The sequence below is a fragment of the Pseudomonas mohnii genome, from assembly GCF_900105115.1.
Lineage (GTDB): Bacteria > Pseudomonadota > Gammaproteobacteria > Pseudomonadales > Pseudomonadaceae > Aquipseudomonas > Aquipseudomonas mohnii.
The window spans coordinates 3,098,068-3,114,481 of sequence record NZ_FNRV01000001.1 but is presented as its reverse complement, the minus strand read 5'-3'; the positions used below and the strand labels follow the sequence as shown (position 1 = coordinate 3,114,481).

General features: G+C 60.0%; 15 protein-coding genes. 9 read left to right on the top strand and 6 right to left on the bottom strand.

The features are described 5' to 3' along the window. Window positions 1–143 precede the first annotated feature (143 nt). On the bottom strand, window positions 144–1,328 hold the full coding sequence (gene desA / locus BLV61_RS14370) for a delta-9 fatty acid desaturase DesA (RefSeq protein WP_047536069.1): 1,185 nt from the start codon (window positions 1,326–1,328) through the stop codon (window positions 144–146). A 145-nt stretch (window positions 1,329–1,473) separates the two neighbouring features. On the opposite strand from desA, the gene dibA reads away from it, so the two are divergent. The 6 genes from dibA to BLV61_RS14340 all read left to right on the top strand — a co-directional run bounded on the left by dibA (window position 1,474) and on the right by BLV61_RS14340 (window position 7,865). Beyond that, window positions 1,474–3,393 (top strand): phosphodiesterase DibA, encoded by a 1,920-nt coding sequence (gene dibA, locus BLV61_RS14365; protein ID WP_090465941.1) that lies wholly within the window; start codon window positions 1,474–1,476, stop codon window positions 3,391–3,393. A 285-nt stretch (window positions 3,394–3,678) separates the two neighbouring features. Further along, on the top strand, window positions 3,679–3,861 hold the full coding sequence (oscA, locus tag BLV61_RS14360; protein ID WP_028943833.1) for a sulfur starvation response protein OscA: 183 nt from the start codon (window positions 3,679–3,681) through the stop codon (window positions 3,859–3,861). A gap of 141 nt (window positions 3,862–4,002) precedes the next feature. Next, window positions 4,003–5,016, top strand: a complete 1,014-nt coding sequence (locus BLV61_RS14355; RefSeq protein ID WP_090465938.1) for a sulfate ABC transporter substrate-binding protein — start codon at window positions 4,003–4,005, stop codon at window positions 5,014–5,016. 155 nt (window positions 5,017–5,171) lie between these two features. Then, window positions 5,172–5,990: a sulfate ABC transporter permease subunit CysT gene (gene cysT / locus BLV61_RS14350; RefSeq protein ID WP_047536080.1), complete on the top strand. Its 819-nt coding sequence runs from the start codon at window positions 5,172–5,174 to the stop codon at window positions 5,988–5,990. 12 nt (window positions 5,991–6,002) lie between these two features. Next, on the top strand, window positions 6,003–6,872 hold the full coding sequence (gene cysW / locus BLV61_RS14345; protein WP_047536084.1) for a sulfate ABC transporter permease subunit CysW: 870 nt from the start codon (window positions 6,003–6,005) through the stop codon (window positions 6,870–6,872). 3 nt (window positions 6,873–6,875) lie between these two features. Further along, window positions 6,876–7,865, top strand: coding sequence for a sulfate/molybdate ABC transporter ATP-binding protein (locus tag BLV61_RS14340; protein WP_047536087.1), 990 nt, complete (start codon window positions 6,876–6,878; stop codon window positions 7,863–7,865). A gap of 90 nt (window positions 7,866–7,955) precedes the next feature. On the opposite strand, the gene BLV61_RS14335 is transcribed toward BLV61_RS14340, so the two are convergent. Continuing rightward, window positions 7,956–8,474 carry an Mpo1 family 2-hydroxy fatty acid dioxygenase gene (locus BLV61_RS14335; RefSeq protein WP_090465934.1) on the bottom strand — a complete coding sequence of 173 codons (519 nt, stop codon included), beginning with the start codon at window positions 8,472–8,474 and terminating at the stop codon, window positions 7,956–7,958. A gap of 84 nt (window positions 8,475–8,558) precedes the next feature. On the opposite strand from BLV61_RS14335, the gene BLV61_RS14330 reads away from it, so the two are divergent. Both BLV61_RS14330 and BLV61_RS14325 read left to right on the top strand, forming a co-directional pair. Beyond that, complete coding sequence (locus BLV61_RS14330; RefSeq protein WP_090465933.1) at window positions 8,559–9,245, top strand: Crp/Fnr family transcriptional regulator; 687 nt, start codon at window positions 8,559–8,561, stop codon at window positions 9,243–9,245. Between the two features lie 57 nt (window positions 9,246–9,302). Next, on the top strand, window positions 9,303–9,668 hold the full coding sequence (locus tag BLV61_RS14325; RefSeq protein WP_047536094.1) for a response regulator: 366 nt from the start codon (window positions 9,303–9,305) through the stop codon (window positions 9,666–9,668). Between the two features lie 143 nt (window positions 9,669–9,811). Here BLV61_RS14325 and BLV61_RS14320 read toward each other — a convergent pair whose 3' ends face one another. After that, window positions 9,812–10,816, bottom strand: a complete 1,005-nt coding sequence (locus tag BLV61_RS14320; protein WP_090465930.1) for an AraC family transcriptional regulator — start codon at window positions 10,814–10,816, stop codon at window positions 9,812–9,814. Window positions 10,817–10,916: 100 nt separating this feature from the next. Between BLV61_RS14320 and BLV61_RS14315 the strand changes: the two genes are divergently transcribed. Beyond that, complete coding sequence (locus BLV61_RS14315; RefSeq protein ID WP_090465926.1) at window positions 10,917–11,990, top strand: fatty acid desaturase; 1,074 nt, start codon at window positions 10,917–10,919, stop codon at window positions 11,988–11,990. Between the two features lie 117 nt (window positions 11,991–12,107). Here BLV61_RS14315 and BLV61_RS14310 read toward each other — a convergent pair whose 3' ends face one another. From BLV61_RS14310 to BLV61_RS14300, 3 genes are read right to left on the bottom strand one after another with little or no spacing between them, the layout of a single operon-like run. Further along, a complete protein-coding gene (locus BLV61_RS14310) occupies window positions 12,108–13,718 on the bottom strand; it encodes an arylsulfatase (protein ID WP_047536102.1) in 1,611 nt (536 codons plus the stop codon). Between the two features lie 14 nt (window positions 13,719–13,732). Then, window positions 13,733–14,548 (bottom strand): ABC transporter ATP-binding protein, encoded by an 816-nt coding sequence (locus BLV61_RS14305; RefSeq protein ID WP_090465922.1) that lies wholly within the window; start codon window positions 14,546–14,548, stop codon window positions 13,733–13,735. Next, window positions 14,545–16,143, bottom strand: coding sequence for an ABC transporter permease (locus BLV61_RS14300; protein ID WP_090465918.1), 1,599 nt, complete (start codon window positions 16,141–16,143; stop codon window positions 14,545–14,547). The genes BLV61_RS14305 and BLV61_RS14300 overlap by 4 nt, the downstream gene beginning before the upstream one ends. Window positions 16,144–16,414: the final 271 nt, after the last annotated feature.

The following is a 16,414-nucleotide window of genomic DNA, read 5'->3' as shown; positions in this document are numbered from 1 at the left end:
GTCTTTGAGAGGGACGATTTGAAGCGAAGTTCCCACATTTTTGTGGCGAGGGAGCTTGCTCCCGCTGGGCGGTATTGGCGACGCTTTTTATTCGATTAAAACGCGTCGCCGATTTTGCGTCTGCTGCGCAGCCGCCGCCACCGTCAGGCAGCGGTCGGGCGCAGGGAGTAGGTTTTGAGTTGGCCGGCGAAGTCACGCAGGGATTGAATCCCGCTGGCTTCGGCTTCGTGTACCCAATCCTTGATGGCGGCCAGCATGTCGTGACCATTGGAGCTGGTCTTGACCCAGATCTGCTGCAAGGCCAGGCGTTTTTCGTAAATGACCTTCAGCGCCTGGCTGTGCTCGAGCATGTTCTGGATGCGGACATGGTGTTTGTCGTCCAGCAGGCTGGTTTCGCGCGAAAGCAAGCGCTTGGCGCGGTGGAACTGGTGGCGGACCGAGTGATCGACCTTTTCCAGCTCTTGCTTGACCAGCGGCCCGATCACCAATTTGCGGTACTGGGCCATGATCTGGAAGCGGTTGTTGAGGATCGCCATGGCGGTGTCCATGTCCAGGTGGCCTTTACCTTCGACACGATGGGCAATCGGCGCGACCCGCTGGACCTTGGCCAGACGCAGGAAGCTGAACACTTGAATCCAGGCCCAGCCCAGATCGAACTCCCACTTCTTCACCGACAGTTTTGCCGAGTTGGGGTAGGTGTGATGGTTGTTATGCAGTTCTTCACCGCCGATCAGGATGCCCCAGGGCACCAGATTGGTCGCCGCGTCACGGCATTCGAAGTTGCGGTAGCCGATGGCATGGCCCAGGCCATTGACCACGCCGGCGGCCCATACGGGGATCCACATCATCTGAACGGCCCAGATGGTGATGCCGATGGTGCCGAACAGCAGCAGGTCGATGACGGCCATGATCGCCACGCCCAGCAGCGGGAAGGGGGTATAGAGATTGCGCTCGATCCAGTCTTCGGGGCAGTTCTTGCCGTAGATGCGCAGGGTCTCGGGGTTTTCCGCTTCGGCGCGGTACAACTCGGCGCCTTTGCGCAGAACGGTGGACAGACCCTTGATGACCGGGCTGTGCGGGTCATCGACGGTTTCGCATTTAGCGTGATGCTTGCGATGGATAGCGGTCCACTCGCGGGTGTTCTGCGCCGTGGTCAACCACAGCCAGAAACGGAAAAAATGTTTCAGGCCGGCATTCAGCTCAAGCGAGCGATGGGCTGAGTAACGGTGCAGATAGACCGTGACGCCGACGATTGTCACGTGGGTCATCAGCAGGGTGACTGCCACCAATGACCAGGGCGACAAGCCGAGAAAACCTTCGTACCACATAGGCTATAGGGCCCTCGATAAAGAAAAAACAGCCGTTGCATTATCACTAAGCCCACGGAGAAAACCAGTCGCCCTTTCGGATATGAGTGGCTGGATGTGACTTTGGCCTATAATCCCGGTTTTTTGCAGGGATATGGAAAGCCTAATGTCTGCCAGCTATCGCTATGCCGTGCGTGCAGCGCTGCTTTACCTCTTGCTTTCTATGATCTGGCTGCAGTTCAGTAGCCATTTATTGAACAGCTTCTTCGATAATTCTGCCGAGCTTTCGCGATGGCAACTGATCAACGGTTATGCTTGGGTGGTGATCAGTGCCGGGTTTATCTTCATTGCCCGGGCGCGATTGCTTCGTTGTCTCGGCATCGGCGCCAAATTGCGTGAGCGCAGCGAAGACCGGGAGCGATTGCGTCAAGCCGCCGCTGTATTCGATTGCACCCGCGAAGGGGTATTGGTCACCAATCACGATGGATTGATTGTCCATGTGAACCGGGCTTTCATCCAAATCACCGGTTATCAGAGTGAGGAAGTGCTGGGGCAAAGGCCCAGCCTGTTCAAGTCCGGGCGCCACCCGGCCGCTTTCTATCAGGCGATGTTCGCGACACTCCAGAGCAAAGGCGAGTGGAGCGGGGAAATCTGGAACCGTCGCAAAAGCGGCGAAATCTATCCGCAATGGCAGACGATTCGTCTCATTCATGATGATCATGGGCGGCTAAGCCATTTCGTGGCCGTGTTTTCCGACATCAGCGCGATCAAGAACTCCGAACACGAACTGATTCGCCTGGCGCACCACGATCCATTGACCGATCTGCCCAACCGCTTGCTGTTCACCGATCGCGCCCAGCAGGCGTTGACTTCGGCGCAGGCTCAAAAGCGCGGCTGTGCGCTGCTGATGGTCGATCTGGATCACTTCAAGATGATCAACGACAGCCTCGGGCACACCATCGGCGATCACATGCTCAAAGCGGTGGCGGAGCGTCTTGCGGCGATGTTCGGGCCGGGCATTACGCTGGCACGGCTGGGGGGCGATGAGTTTGCGGTGCTGGCCGAGAGCTGTCCGCAATTGGTCCAGGCTGCGGCGCTGGCGCAGCGGATCATCGATGGCCTCAAAGAGCCGTTCCTTATCGACGAGCATCAGCTGTTCATCAACACCAGCATCGGTATCAGCCTGTTTCCCGGCGATGCCTTGAGCGCTGAGCAATTGTTGCGCAACGCCGACTCGGCGCTGTTCAAGGCCAAGAGCGCCGGCCGCAATGGCTATGCCCTCTACACCGAAGAGCTGACCGCCCACGCGCAACAACGGGTCGAGCTTGCATTCGAGCTGCGCCGCGCGCTGGAGCAGCAGCAATTGCGGGTTTACTACCAGCCGATCCATGACATGCCAACCAGCCGTATGATCGGTGTCGAGGCGCTGGTGCGTTGGGAGCATCCGGAGCGCGGATTAGTGTCGCCGGCAGAGTTCATTCCCGTCGCCGAGCGCACTGGGCTGATTGCCGAAATCGACGCCTGGGTCATGCGCCAAGCGTGTCAGCAAATGTGCCAGTGGCAACAGGCTGGCGTGGCCTTGTCGTTCGTCGCGGTGAATGTCTCATCGCGCCTGTTCGCCCGCCGTGAGCTGTATCAGCAAGTGGCTCAGGTGTTGCGTGACACCGGACTGGACCCGGCCTATCTGGAACTGGAGGTCACTGAGAGCGCGGTGATGGAAGACCCGGAGGTCGCGCTTGAGCAAATGCACCGATTGCGCGAATTGGGGGTGCGCCTGGCCATCGATGACTTCGGCACCGGTTATTCGTCGCTGCTGCGGCTCAAGCGCCTGCCGGTGCAGAAGCTCAAGATCGATCAGGGTTTTGTCGCCGGGCTGCCGGGGGACGAAGACGACGGAGCCATTGTGCGGGTGATCATTGCCCTGGCGCACAGCATGGGAATGCAGGTGCAGGCCGAGGGGATCGAGCAGGTCGAACAGGCGGCGCTCCTGCTTGAGCTTGGCAGCCATCTGGGCCAGGGGTATTGGTTCGGGCGGCCGGTGCCTCCTGGGCAACTGAATTGGGCGCATGCACCGGCAATCGGTTAAGCGTCTGTTGCGCAAAACCTGTAGGAGCGAGCTTGCTCGCGAGGGTGGCAGGAACGCCGCGTTCATCTAGGCAGTCCTGGTTTTCATTCGCGTCCATCGCGAGCAAGCGTGCTCCTACAGAATTCCCTCCCCCTGCAAACCCTTGCCCCATCAAATAATTTCTTTTGGTTATATAAACATTCTTAAATAGTCTTTTTAAGAATATCTGCGCCTCTCTACTATTGGTCTCACGCCGCAAGCAGTGCCGCCACTGCCAGGCAACCTCTCAGTCGAAGGAGCAGCACCATGAGCGCATCTCTACGTAGCGTTGACGGCCAGGACGAAGCAACCATCCTGCGTGAAATCCAGAGCGCCCTGCGCGATCTGCGTTTTGGCGCAGTGGAAATCACCGTCCACAACGCCCAGGTGGTTCAGATCGAACGCAAAGAAAAATTCCGCCTGCAGAACCCGGGAAACAAACCGGGCTGAAGCGAAAAATCAAAAGATCACAGCCTGCGGCAGTTCTTGTGGGGGATTGTGTGGGAGCTGCCGCAGGCTGCGATCTTTGAGCAAGCATCCGATTCCAGATCATAAAAAAGCCAATACCCAAGAATTCCAGGAGCTTTCACCATGTCGTCGATTCGTCAGTTCGCTTTGGCCGCCCTGGCCAGTGCCCTTTTTGCGGGTTCTGCGGTTGCCAAGGATTACGAGTTGCTCAACGTGTCGTACGACCCGACCCGTGAGCTGTATCAGGACTACAACGCCGAGTTCATCAAGTTCTGGCAGAAGGACCATGCTGGCGACAGCGTGAAGATCCAGCAGTCCCACGGTGGTTCGGGCAAGCAGGGTCGGGCGGTGATCGACGGTCTGCGTGCCGACGTCGTCACCCTGGCCCTGGCCGGTGATATCGATGAAATCGCCAAGCTTGGCAAGACACTGCCCGTCGACTGGCAAAAACGCCTGCCGGAGGCGAGCACGCCTTACACCTCGACCATCGTGTTCCTGGTGCGCAAGGGCAACCCTAAAGGCATCAAGGACTGGGGCGACCTGATCAAGAACGACGTATCGGTAATCACGCCGAACCCGAAAACCTCCGGCGGTGCACGCTGGAACTTCCTCGCTGCCTGGGCCTACGGCCTGAAAGCCAACGGCGGCGACGAAGCCAAAGCCAAGGAATACGTGCAAACTTTGTTCAAGCACGTGCCTGTGCTGGACACCGGTGCTCGCGGTTCGACCATCACCTTCGTCAACAACGGTCAGGGTGACGTGTTGCTGGCCTGGGAAAACGAAGCCTTCCTGGCGCTGAAAGAAGATGGCGGCGCCGACAAATTCGACATCGTCGTGCCTTCACTGTCGATCCTCGCCGAGCCTCCGGTGGCCGTCGTCGACAAGAACGCCGAGAAAAAGGGCAACGAGCAGATCGCCGAAGCCTATCTCAAGCACCTGTACAGCCCGGCTGGTCAGGAAATCGCGGCGAAAAACTTCTATCGTCCACGGGACAAGGATGTCGCCGCCAAGTACGCCAATCAGTTCCCGAAACTGGAGCTGGTCACCATCGATAAAGACTTCGGCGGCTGGAAAACCGCGCAACCGAAATTCTTCAACGACGGTGGCGTGTTCGACCAGATTTACCAGGCGCAGTAATCTGACTGACAACGAGCCTGATGTCTGGGCACGAAACATGTGAGGGCGAGCTCGCTCGCGAAGGCGGTGGATCAGGCGATTTGGATGTTGACTGATATGGCCTCTTCGCGAGCAGGCTCGCTCCCACATTGATGCGTTTTTAACCAAGGACTTTTATGTCGCGTCGTATCTCCCCCGTCATACCCGGCTTCGGGCTGACGCTGGGCTACACCTTGGTGTACCTCAGCCTGATTGTGCTCATACCACTGGCGGCGATGTTCGTGCATGCCGCTCAACTCACCTGGGATCAGTTCTGGGCAATCATCTCGGCACCACGGGTGCTGTCGGCGTTGAAGCTCAGCTTCGGCACCGCGCTGTACGCCGCGATTATCAACGGCATCATCGGCACGCTGCTGGCCTGGGTGCTGGTGCGCTATACCTTCCCCGGGCGCAAAGTCATCGATGCAATGATCGACTTGCCGTTTGCATTGCCCACGGCCGTGGCCGGTATTGCGTTGACCGCGTTGTACACCCCCACCGGTCTGGTGGGTCAGTTCGCAGCGGATCTGGGGTTCAAGATCGCCTACACCCCCCTCGGCATCACCCTTGCCCTCACTTTTGTGACACTTCCATTCGTAGTACGTACCGTACAACCTGTACTGGCTGATATTCCTCGTGAAGTGGAAGAAGCGGCGGCATGCCTGGGAGCAAAACCGTTGCAGGTTTTCCGCCATATCCTGGTGCCGGCATTGTTGCCAGCCTGGCTCACCGGTTTTGCCCTGGCCTTTGCCCGTGGGGTCGGCGAGTACGGTTCGGTGATTTTCATCGCCGGGAACATGCCGATGAAAACCGAGATCCTGCCGCTGCTGATCATGGTCAAGCTCGACCAGTACGATTACACCGGCGCTACCTCCATTGGCGTATTGATGCTGGTGGTTTCCTTCGTCCTGTTGCTGCTGATCAACCTGTTGCAGCGACGCATCGAAACCCCATAAGGAGGCGCACACATGTCCCAATCGTCCATTGCTGCCGCTTCCTCGAACGCAGCCCGTCGTGGCAGTGCGACTTCGCGGCGAATCTTGATCGGCCTTGGCTGGCTGGTTTTTACGCTGTTCCTGCTACTGCCGCTGTTCATCGTGGTGTCCCAGGGCCTGAAGAATGGCCTGGGTGCGTTCTTCACCGCGATTTTTGAACCGGACGCGCTGTCCGCGCTGAAACTCACGGTGATCGCCGTGCTGATTTCGGTGCCGCTGAACCTGGTGTTCGGTGTGAGCGCGGCCTGGTGCGTGAGCAAGTACTCGTTCCGTGGCAAGAGCATGCTGGTCACGCTGATCGACCTGCCGTTCTCGGTGTCGCCGGTGATCGCCGGTCTGGTCTACGTACTGATGTTCGGCGCCCAAGGGCTGTTCGGCCCCTGGTTGCAGGATCACGACATCCAGATTGTCTTCGCCTTGCCGGGCATCGTGCTGGCGACGATTTTCGTCACCGTGCCGTTCGTGGCGCGCGAGCTGATCCCGCTGATGCAGGAGCAGGGCACCCAGGAAGAAGAGGCCGCACGTTTGCTCGGGGCCAATGGCTGGCAGATGTTCTGGCACGTCACGGTGCCCAACATCAAATGGGGCCTGATCTACGGCGTGGTGTTGTGTACTGCGCGGGCCATGGGTGAATTCGGTGCGGTGTCGGTGGTTTCCGGGCACATTCGCGGGGTGACCAACACTTTGCCGCTGCACGTCGAGATCCTCTACAACGAATACAACCACGTGGCCGCGTTCGCCGTGGCGAGCCTGTTGCTGATCCTGGCGCTCTTCATCCTGCTGCTCAAGCAGTGGAGCGAAAACCGTATTAACCGCCTGCGCGCCAGCGCCGCGGAGGAATAACTCATGTCGATCGAAGTGCGTAACGTCAGCAAGAATTTCAATGCGTTCAAGGCGCTGGACAACATCAGCCTGGACATCCACAGCGGTGAGCTGGTGGCGCTGCTCGGCCCGTCTGGCTGTGGCAAGACCACGCTGCTGCGGATCATCGCCGGGCTGGAAACCCCGGACCAGGGCAACATTGTGTTCCACGGCGAAGACGTTTCCGGTCATGACGTGCGTGATCGCAACGTCGGTTTCGTGTTCCAGCACTACGCCTTGTTCCGCCACATGACGGTGTTCGACAACGTCGCGTTCGGCCTACGCATGAAGCCCAAGAACCAGCGCCCGAGCGAAAGCCAGATTGCGACCAAGGTCCACGAACTGTTGAACATGGTGCAGCTGGATTGGCTGGCGGATCGCTACCCGGAACAACTGTCCGGTGGCCAGCGCCAGCGGATCGCCCTGGCCCGTGCCCTGGCGGTAGAGCCAAAAGTACTGCTGCTCGACGAACCGTTCGGCGCCCTTGACGCCAAGGTCCGCAAAGAGCTGCGCCGCTGGCTGGCGCGCCTGCACGAAGACATCAACCTGACCTCGGTGTTCGTGACCCACGACCAGGAAGAAGCAATGGAAGTCGCCGACCGCATCGTGGTGATGAACAAAGGCGTGATCGAGCAGATCGGCTCACCGGGCGACGTTTACGAAAACCCGGCCAGCGATTTCGTTTATCACTTCCTCGGCGATTCGAACCGTCTGCATCTGGGCGAAGACAATCACGTGCTGTTCCGTCCGCATGAAGTGTCGCTGTCACGGCATGAACTGGAAGATCACCATGCCGCCGAGGTGCGCGATATCCGTCCATTGGGCGCGACGACGCGGGTGACGTTGAAGGTTGAGGGGCAGAGCGATCTGATCGAAGCCGAAGTGGTGAAGGACCACGACAGCCTGATTGGGCTGGCGAAGGGCGAGACGTTGTTCTTCAAGCCGAAGGTCTGGCAGAAAGTCGCCAACCTCTGAAGCAAAAGCATCGCCAGCAGGCTGGCTCCCACTCTGGATCTGTGATCGACACAAATCCCTTGTGGGAGCCAGCCTGCTGGCGATTGCGGCCTAGACAGCCGCACGCTTCGGATTGACCCGCACACCCCCCGCCCGCACTTCGATCTGCTCTTTCAGCTCATGGCGCATCCCCAGCAGGAATGCCAGTTCCGCCACCACAAACAACGGCCCGACAATCAACCCCGTGACGTCATCGACGAACGCCGGTTTGCGCCCTTCGTAGTGATGGCCAACAAACTGAATCGCCCAACCCACTACAAACATTCCGACGCCGGTGGCGAGCCAGACCCCTGTGCTTTGCTGCGCCAGCGCATGCCCGGCCCAGGCACACAGCCCCAGCAATACCGTCATCAGCACACCAAGGCGCAATTCCAGCCGCAGGTAAAACCACGCCGAAAGCAGTGACACCAGCACCGCCGGAGAAAGCCAGCCCCCGGCCCATTGCGGACGAGACAGCAGCACCGCCACCGCCACCACAATCAGCGGAATGCCTATGAAGTGGGTGGCGATGTTGCGCGGGTCACGGTGGTAAGTGGCGTATTGACTGAGATGGTCAACGAGGCTTTTCATTGTTATTCCTCCTGTAGGGTGATTGATCTTGCCCCGGGGCCATTTCTCACTCTGTCAGCCAAGCGACAATCTCTAGGAGTTTTCATGGATATGCAGGTCTGGCGTCCACGCTTGATGCACGGTCAGTGGTTCAGCCATCTGCCTGTTACCTTGCAGGATAGTCTGCTGGCCGCCGCCAGGGTTCGGCGCCTGTCGCCGGGCCAGCGCTTGTTCAAGCGTGGTGATCCGCCCTGTGGTCTGTACGCGGTGCTCGAAGGTGCCGTGCGCATTGGCGCGGTCAGCGAGCAAGGCAAGGAAGCGTTGCTCAGTCTGGTGGAGGCGCCGCACTGGTTCGGCGAGATCTGTCTGTTCGATGGCCAGGCGCGCACCCACGATGCGTATGGCCTGGGCAACTGCACCCTGTTGCACATCCCGCAAACGGCGCTGCTGACATTGCTCGACGAACAACCGGAGTACTGGCGGCAACTGGCCTTGCTCATGAGTCAGAAACTGCGCCTGACCTTCATCCACCTCGAACAGCTGAGCCTGATGCCCGCCCCGACACGGCTGGCCCATCGCTTGCTGATGATCGCCCACGGCTATGGCGAGATCGACCCGCCGCGCCGGCTCCTGCAACTGCCCCAGGAGCAACTGGCTTCCATGTTGTCGTTGTCGCGCCAAACCACCAATCAAATGCTCAAGGATCTGCAGGGGCAGGGGATTGTGAGTCTGGGCTACGGCGAGATCGAAATCCTCGATATCGAACGGTTGCGGGCGTTGGCGATCTTTTAAAGGTGGGCTTTATCCCCGAACACGCTTAGCCTGTGAGGACGACAATTGAGGTGTGCCATGCGTGTGCTGTTAGTGGAAGACGAACCGGAGACCGCCAAACACCTGGCCAATGGCTTGAGCGAGGCCAGTTATGCGGTGGATGTGGCGGTCAACGGGATGGATGGCCGGCGCTTCATCGAGTCCGGCGAATACGAACTGATCATCCTCGACGTCATGCTGCCGGGGCTCAATGGCTGGCAGTTGCTGCAGCAGATCCGCAAGCTCGGTGAAACGCCGGTGCTGCTCCTCACCACCAGGGATGGCATCGAGGATCGCCTGCGCGGGTTGGAGCTGCATGAAGATGACTACCTGCTCAAGCCGTTCGCGGTGAGTGAGCTGGTGGCGCGGGTGCGCAAGTTGTTGCGGCGCGGTCAGGGGCGGTAGTGGTTTCTGTGTTGCCTGAACAATAGCATTCGCTGGCAAGCCAGCTCCTACAGTGGCTTGTGTGAATCCTGAATGGCTGGTCAGCCGAAAACCCTGTGGGAGCTGGCTTGCCAGCGAAGAGGCCGGTATGTCCGGTGAAAAACCTACCGCAACCCATCCCGAAACTGCCCCGGTGTCATCCCGGTCCAGCGCTTGAATGCGCGGCTGAAACTGCTGGTATCGGCAAACCCCAGTAAATAACTGATCTCGCTCAGTGAAACCTGGGGATCACGCAGGTGCACCAGCGCCAGATTCTCGCGGCTTTCATTGAGCAGCGTGTCGAACCGACAACCTTCATCCGCCAGATGCCGTTGCAGGCTGCGCAAGCTCAGGTGCAGGGCCTTGGCGATGTGCTCGGCGCTGGGTTCACCTTCCGGCAATTGCTCTTCTATGGCATCGCGGACCTTGCGCTCCCAGGTCAACGGCTTGAGTTGCGCCAGGGTGCGTTTGAGCACGGTTTCATTGTGTTCGGCCAGCTCCGGGTTGGCGTCGTCCAGGTGACTGTCGAAGTCAACCAGGGCGAATTCCAGTCGGTCTTCGTCGGCGCCGAAGTGCACGGGCGAGCGGAAGACTTTGTGCCATTGATGCGAGTCTTCAGGTTCCGGCCGACGTAGGTAAACCGCCAGCGGGGCATAGTCGCGGCCCAGGCGATTGCGACAGGTACGCACGTAAATCGCCATGAACGCATCGATGGCCTCGTAGGCCGGGGCCGGATTACCTGTAGGAATTTTCAGGCGGAAGCGGTAGCGATCCTCGGTGCGTGTCAGTTCCAGTTCCAGGGCGTCACTGACCACCTGGTGATAGCGCACGATGCGCTCGAACACTTCGCGCAAACTGCCGCTGGCCACCAGCGCATAACCGAGCGCGTGAAAGGTGGTGGGGCTGACGAAGCGTGAGACGCGCAGGCCAATCGCCGAGTCGCCGCTGGCCTGCACCGCCAGCTCCCACAGTCGCGTGGTGCCGGACAACGGGTATCGGGCGTTCGGGTCGTCCATCAACTGCGGATCGAGCCCGGCCTGGTGGCACAGGGTGGTGCTGTCGAGGCCCAAGGCGTCGAGTTGCTTGCGCAGGGCGCGGGTCCAGCTGGCGAGGGAGGTCGGTTCAGTCATGCTGATTGGCGCTTCCGGTCAACAGGTTGGCGTTCACGGCTACCGCGTTGTGCAGGATCACAAGGCAGCATGCGAACATCAATAACCAGAGGATGGAAGCATGCACGGTACTTCTGCAAGTCCCCAGCGACTGAATGCAGCGCAGCGATCAGCGCATATTCGTGAAGTGGTGCTGGCCAAGGGCGTCGAGCTGCGTCAGCGCTACCCGATACTCAAGCATCAGGACGCACTGGGCGCGGGTATCCTGGCCTTCGCACTGGCGGGGATGGTCGGCTGCGCAGCGCTCTACATCAGCGGGCACATGGCCTGGTGGGCGTGCCTGCTGCTCAATGCGTTCTTCGCCTCGTTGACCCACGAACTTGAGCATGACCTGATCCATAGCATGTACTTCCGCAAGCAGCGGGTGCCGCACAACCTGATGATGGGCCTGGTCTGGCTGGCGCGACCCAGCACCATCAATCCATGGATTCGCCGTCACCTGCACCTCAACCATCACAAGGTTTCCGGCTCCGAGACCGACATGGAAGAACGCGCCATCACCAACGGCGAGCCTTGGGGTTTGGCGCGGTTGCTGATGGTCGGCGACAACGTCATGTCGGCGTTTATTCGCATGCTGCGAGCCAAGACCTGGGCTCACAAGTTCAGCATCATCAAACGCACGCTGAAGGTCTATGCGCCGCTGGCGCTGGTGCATTGGGGGGCGTGGTACGTGTTTCTCGGCTTCCACGCCGCGAACGGCATCGCGCACCTGCTAGGCGCCCCGATTGAATGGTCCGCGACCACGCTGTCGGTGATGAACGTGATCGACATCGCGGCGGTGGTGATCATCGGCCCGAACGTGCTGCGCACGTTCTGCCTGCACTTCATCAGCTCGAACATGCACTACTACGGCGACATCGAGCCCGGGAACGTGATGCAGCAATGCCAGGTACTGAACGCCTGGTGGCTGTGGCCGTTGCAGGCGTTCTGCTTCAACTTCGGCAGCAGTCACGGCATCCATCACTTTGCGGTGAAGGAACCCTTCTACATTCGCCAGCTGACCGTGCCCGTGGGGCATAAGGTGATGCGGGAAATGGGTGTGCGCTTCAATGATTTCGGCACGTTTGCGCGGGCGAACCGGTTTGTGCGCAAGGACGAAGTTCAGGGTGAAACCGTAGAGGGTGCGCGCGCCTGATGGCCTCATCGCTGGCAAGCCAGCTCCCACAGTGATTTGTGCTGAATGTAAATTTTGCATTCACCGCAAAAACCTGTGGGAGCTGGCTCGCTAGCGATATCGGTCTTCCAGCCAACATCAATCCGGCTGAAACGGCGACTCACTCAAAATCACCCCAGTCTCATCCACATACTTCTGCCAATGCTCAATCAGCAGGTTGAGCTTGTCAGGCTGGCTCAACGCCAGATCATGAATTTCCCCCGGATCACTCCCCAGGTCATACAGCTGCCAGGTCGCCGGCCCGACCGGTCCCGGGATGAACACCGCTTTCCATTGCCCCTGACGAATCGCCCGCCGTCCAAACAACTCCCAACCGGTAACGGTGTGCTCGTCATGCACCTGCGCCGTTTCGCCGGACAGAAAACCCAGCCACGACTTTCCGCGCAGCGCTGCCACGGGCTTGCCGCGCCACTGCTTGCCCGGATGGCGCACACCGGCCAGGTCGAGAATGGTCGGCGTGATGTCCATTACCGTGCCAAAGCCGTGGCTGATCTGCCCCTTGAGCGGCAGTTGCGGGTAGTGCACCAGCGCCGGCACGCGAATCCCGCCCTCGGTGGTGAACGCCTTGAACAGCCGCGAAGGCGCGGTGGCCACTTGCGCCCAGCTCGGCCCGTACCAGACGTAGGAGTTGGCGCGGCCGATGTTGTCGAGGCTGTTGTCGTAGTGCTGATTAAGGTACGTCATCAACTGCGGACCGAATTTCGGGAAGGCTTCCAGCAGTGCACCCTCGGCGCCGTTATCGGACATGAACAGGATGAAGGTGTTATCCAGCTGCCCTTGCTGGCGCAGGTAGTCGACGACGCGCCCGATGTTCCAGTCCATGCGCTCGACCATCGCCGCGTAGACCTCCATCGCCCGCGCGGAAATCTGCCGTTGCTCATCGCTCAGGGCATCCCATTGCGTATTGAGCTCGATCAGCGGATGCGGCTCCACATCGGCTTCGATCAGCCCCAGGGCCTTGAGTTTTTCCAGCCGTTCAAGGCGCAGTACTTCAGGGCCCGCGTCATAGCGTCCACGGTATTTCTCGACCACGTCGGCCGGTGCCTGCAACGGCCAGTGCGGTGCGGAAAAGGGCAAGTAAGCGAAGAACGGCCGAGTCTGGTCGCGCTCCTTGAGGTACTGCAGCAACTTGTCGCCGAAGGCATCGGAGGAATAAAAATCCTTCGGCAATTGATCAATGAATTGATCGTCTTCGATGTACAGCGCGGGCGTGGATTTCAGCAGTCCGGGCGTCTGCTCATCGTAGGTCGGCTCAAAGCCGTAATGGTTGGCGGCCCCGGGCAACAGCGAAAATGAGCGCTCGAATCCCCGGGCATGGGGGGCGAGTTCCGCCGTCAGGCCCAGGTGCCATTTGCCGCTCATCAACGTCTGGTAACCCGCCTCGCGCAGCAGCTCGGGCAGGGCGACGACGCGGTCGTTCAAATGACCTTCATAACCGGGTTTGCCGATCAGGTCCGGGGTCAGCGCTTCGGCCATGGTGCCAATGCCGGCGATGTGGTGGTCGGTACCGGTCAACAGCATCGAGCGGGTCGGCGAGCAGGTGGGTGCGGTGTGAAAATCGGTCAGGCGCAGGCCGTTGTTGGCCAGGGCATCGAGGTTCGGCGTGGCGATCTCGCCGCCGAAGGCACCGATATCGGAAAAGCCCAGGTCATCGGCCAGAATCACCAGAAAGTTGGGACGTTGCGGCATCAAGAATCTCCTGTTCAGCAGGCAATGAAGGACAGCGGCAGATCGCGCACCTGCACCGGTACGGGTGGTTGGTAGTGGCCGTCGCTGGTGAGTTCGTGCAGCAGCTCTTCGCGCAGTTGGTGGAAGTCGAAACTGCTGCGTTGGCGTGGATGGGGCAGGGCGATGTCGACCACGCGCTTGATCCGCCCGGGACGCGGCTCCATCACCACCACGCGGTCGGCGAGGAAGATCGCTTCCTCGACATCGTGGGTGACCAGAATCGTGGTGATCCTGGCCCGTGCGCGAATCGCCAGCAGTTCGTCCTGCATCTGTTGGCGGGTCAGGGCATCAAGGGCGCCGAAGGGTTCGTCGAGCAACAGAATCCGAGGGCTGGCCACCAAGCCGCGGGCGATGGCCACCCGTTGCGCCATGCCGCCGGACAACTGATGAGGGTAGGCGCGGGTGAAATCGCTCAGGCCTACCAGGTCAATGAAATCACGGACGCGCTTTTGCTTTTGTTCAAGGCTCAAAGGCTCGTTGACCAGGCCCAGCCCGATGTTGTCGGCCACCGTCAGCCAAGGGAACAAACGGTGCTCCTGAAAGACAATGCCGCGTTCGCCGCCGATGCCGGTGACCGCTTTGCCATCGACGCTGATCTGCCCGCGAAACTGCGTATCGAGGCCCACCAGCAAGCGCAACAAGGTGGATTTGCCACAGCCGCTGGAACCGACGATGGCGACGAATTCACCCTCGGCAATGTCCAGGTTGAATTCGCGTATGGCCTCCAGTTCGAAGCCGTCGACGTCGAAGGATTTGCCGACATGGTTGAAGCTGACGATGGGTGCGTTCATGCGTGTCTCCAGCGGGTAGCGCGGATTTCCAGGCGTTGGCCAATGAGGTTGAGCAGGGCGCCGGTCAGGCCGACCAGCAACATGCCGGCCATGATCAGGTCCATGCGCAGCAGCTGTTGGGCGCCGATCATCTGGCTGCCGATACCGCCGTTGGACGGCATGAAATATTCGGCACCGATGGTGCCAAGCCAGGCATAGATCAGGCTCAGCCTGAGCCCGGCGAAAATCCCTGGCGCGGCGCCAGGCAGCACCAGGCGAGTCAGGCGCTGGCGCAGGTTCAAGCGCAGTACTTGAGCGGCCTCGTTCAGTTGCGGCGAGAGGTTGGCGACGCTGCGCTGGGTGGCGATGAACAACGGGAAGAACGCGGCGAGGGCAACGAATACCCACTTGGCCAGTTCACCCAGACCAAACCATGCCGTGAGCAACGGCACCCAGGCGAAAATCGCGATTTGACGGATGGCGGCGAGGGTCGGGCCCAGAACCCGTTCACTGGTACGCGACAGACCGAGCAACAGGCCCAGCGCAAAACCGAGGCCGCCGCCCAGCAACAAACCACCGACGGTGCGCACCAGGCTCAAGGCCATGCCGCTGATCAAGGTACCGTCGAGCAAGCCGTTCCAGGTGGTGGTCAGCACCGCCAGCGGGCTGACCAGAATGTTGGCGTCGACCCATTGCTCAACGGTCGCCCATTGCCACACCAACAGCAGCGTCAACGGTAGCAACCAGGGTTGCAGGCGTTGCCAGCCCTGATACTTGGGGCCCCGGCGGATCTCGGCCGTGGCGGGGTGCGGCCAGTGCACCAGTTTTTTGTCCAGCAAGCCGATGCCGCGATCCATGGCCACGCCGATCACACCAATCACCACAATGCACACGAACACGATGTCGAGCATGAACAACTGCCGCGCCCAGACCATCAGGTAGCCAATGCCTTCGCTGGAGGCCAGCAGTTCGACGGCCAACAGTGAAGTCCAGCCAGCAGCCAGTGCAAGGCGCACGCCCGCCATGAAGGCTGGCAATGCAGCGGGAAGCACCAGTCGGCGGATCAGCAGCCGTGACGGCAGGCGCAACACTGCCGCCGCTTCACGCAGTTTCGGTTGTGCATCGCGCACGCCAACCAGTGTGTGCAGGGTCACTGGCACCACGATGGCCTTGATCAGCACCACCAGTTTCAAGACTTCGCCGATGCCGAAAAACACCATGAACAGTGGAATCCAGGCCAGGGTCGGGACTTGCGCTAGCCCGGTGAACGTCGGGAATACCAGTCGCTCGAGGGTGCGGCTCAAGCCCAGCGCGGCGCCCAATATCCCACCCGCCGTGATGCCCGCGAGCAGCCCCCAGAACAGGCGTTGCAGGCTGATCCACAAATGGCTCCACAACTCGCCCTGGGACAGCTCTACCGCGCTGTTCCAGACCAGCGACGGCGCCGGCAGGATCTGTTCGCTCATCCATTGGTTGCGGCTGGCCAGCCACCACAGCGCAAACAGGCTCACGGGCAGCAGCCAGGGTAAAAGACGCAGGCTCAAGGTTGGCCAATGCCGCCGACCACCAAGGGGTGGCGCCGTCAGCGGCAGGCTGAGCAGGGAAACACGGGCCATGGGCGACCTCCGTTGTCGGGTTGCAATACGGCCTGCCTTTTGTGGGAGCGAGCAAGCCCGCTCCCACAGCGTTCAGTGAGTATGCAAAATTGATCTATAAAAAATCGAATCAATGCTATTGAGAGATAAGCGAGACCATTTAAGGCCTCCCGCTAATGCGCATCCAATGCATTCGAAGAATATTTTCGATGCTGGTTATGCATATCGAGCCAGGAGGCCCGCAGGGCTTGATTTAGACCTAAAAGGTATAAAAATGTGAATTTATAGTATT

Excerpts from the sequence above, each read along its gene's own strand:
- BLV61_RS14325 (WP_047536094.1), top strand. The coding sequence starts at position 9,303 with ATGCGTGTGCTGTTAGTGGAAGACGAACCGGAGACCGCCAAACACCTG.
- BLV61_RS14340 (WP_047536087.1), top strand. The coding sequence starts at position 6,876 with ATGTCGATCGAAGTGCGTAACGTCAGCAAGAATTTCAATGCGTTCAAG.
- oscA (WP_028943833.1), top strand. The coding sequence starts at position 3,679 with ATGAGCGCATCTCTACGTAGCGTTGACGGCCAGGACGAAGCAACCATC.
- BLV61_RS14320 (WP_090465930.1), bottom strand. The coding sequence starts at position 10,816 with ATGACTGAACCGACCTCCCTCGCCAGCTGGACCCGCGCCCTGCGCAAG.
- BLV61_RS14315 (WP_090465926.1), top strand. The coding sequence starts at position 10,917 with ATGCACGGTACTTCTGCAAGTCCCCAGCGACTGAATGCAGCGCAGCGA.
- dibA (WP_090465941.1), top strand. The coding sequence starts at position 1,474 with ATGTCTGCCAGCTATCGCTATGCCGTGCGTGCAGCGCTGCTTTACCTC.
- BLV61_RS14335 (WP_090465934.1), bottom strand. The coding sequence starts at position 8,474 with ATGAAAAGCCTCGTTGACCATCTCAGTCAATACGCCACTTACCACCGT.
- BLV61_RS14305 (WP_090465922.1), bottom strand. The coding sequence starts at position 14,548 with ATGAACGCACCCATCGTCAGCTTCAACCATGTCGGCAAATCCTTCGAC.
- BLV61_RS14330 (WP_090465933.1), top strand. The coding sequence starts at position 8,559 with ATGGATATGCAGGTCTGGCGTCCACGCTTGATGCACGGTCAGTGGTTC.
- desA (WP_047536069.1), bottom strand. The coding sequence starts at position 1,328 with ATGTGGTACGAAGGTTTTCTCGGCTTGTCGCCCTGGTCATTGGTGGCA.
- BLV61_RS14355 (WP_090465938.1), top strand. The coding sequence starts at position 4,003 with ATGTCGTCGATTCGTCAGTTCGCTTTGGCCGCCCTGGCCAGTGCCCTT.
- BLV61_RS14310 (WP_047536102.1), bottom strand. The coding sequence starts at position 13,718 with ATGCCGCAACGTCCCAACTTTCTGGTGATTCTGGCCGATGACCTGGGC.
- cysW (WP_047536084.1), top strand. The coding sequence starts at position 6,003 with ATGTCCCAATCGTCCATTGCTGCCGCTTCCTCGAACGCAGCCCGTCGT.
- cysT (WP_047536080.1), top strand. The coding sequence starts at position 5,172 with ATGTCGCGTCGTATCTCCCCCGTCATACCCGGCTTCGGGCTGACGCTG.
- BLV61_RS14300 (WP_090465918.1), bottom strand. The coding sequence starts at position 16,143 with ATGGCCCGTGTTTCCCTGCTCAGCCTGCCGCTGACGGCGCCACCCCTT.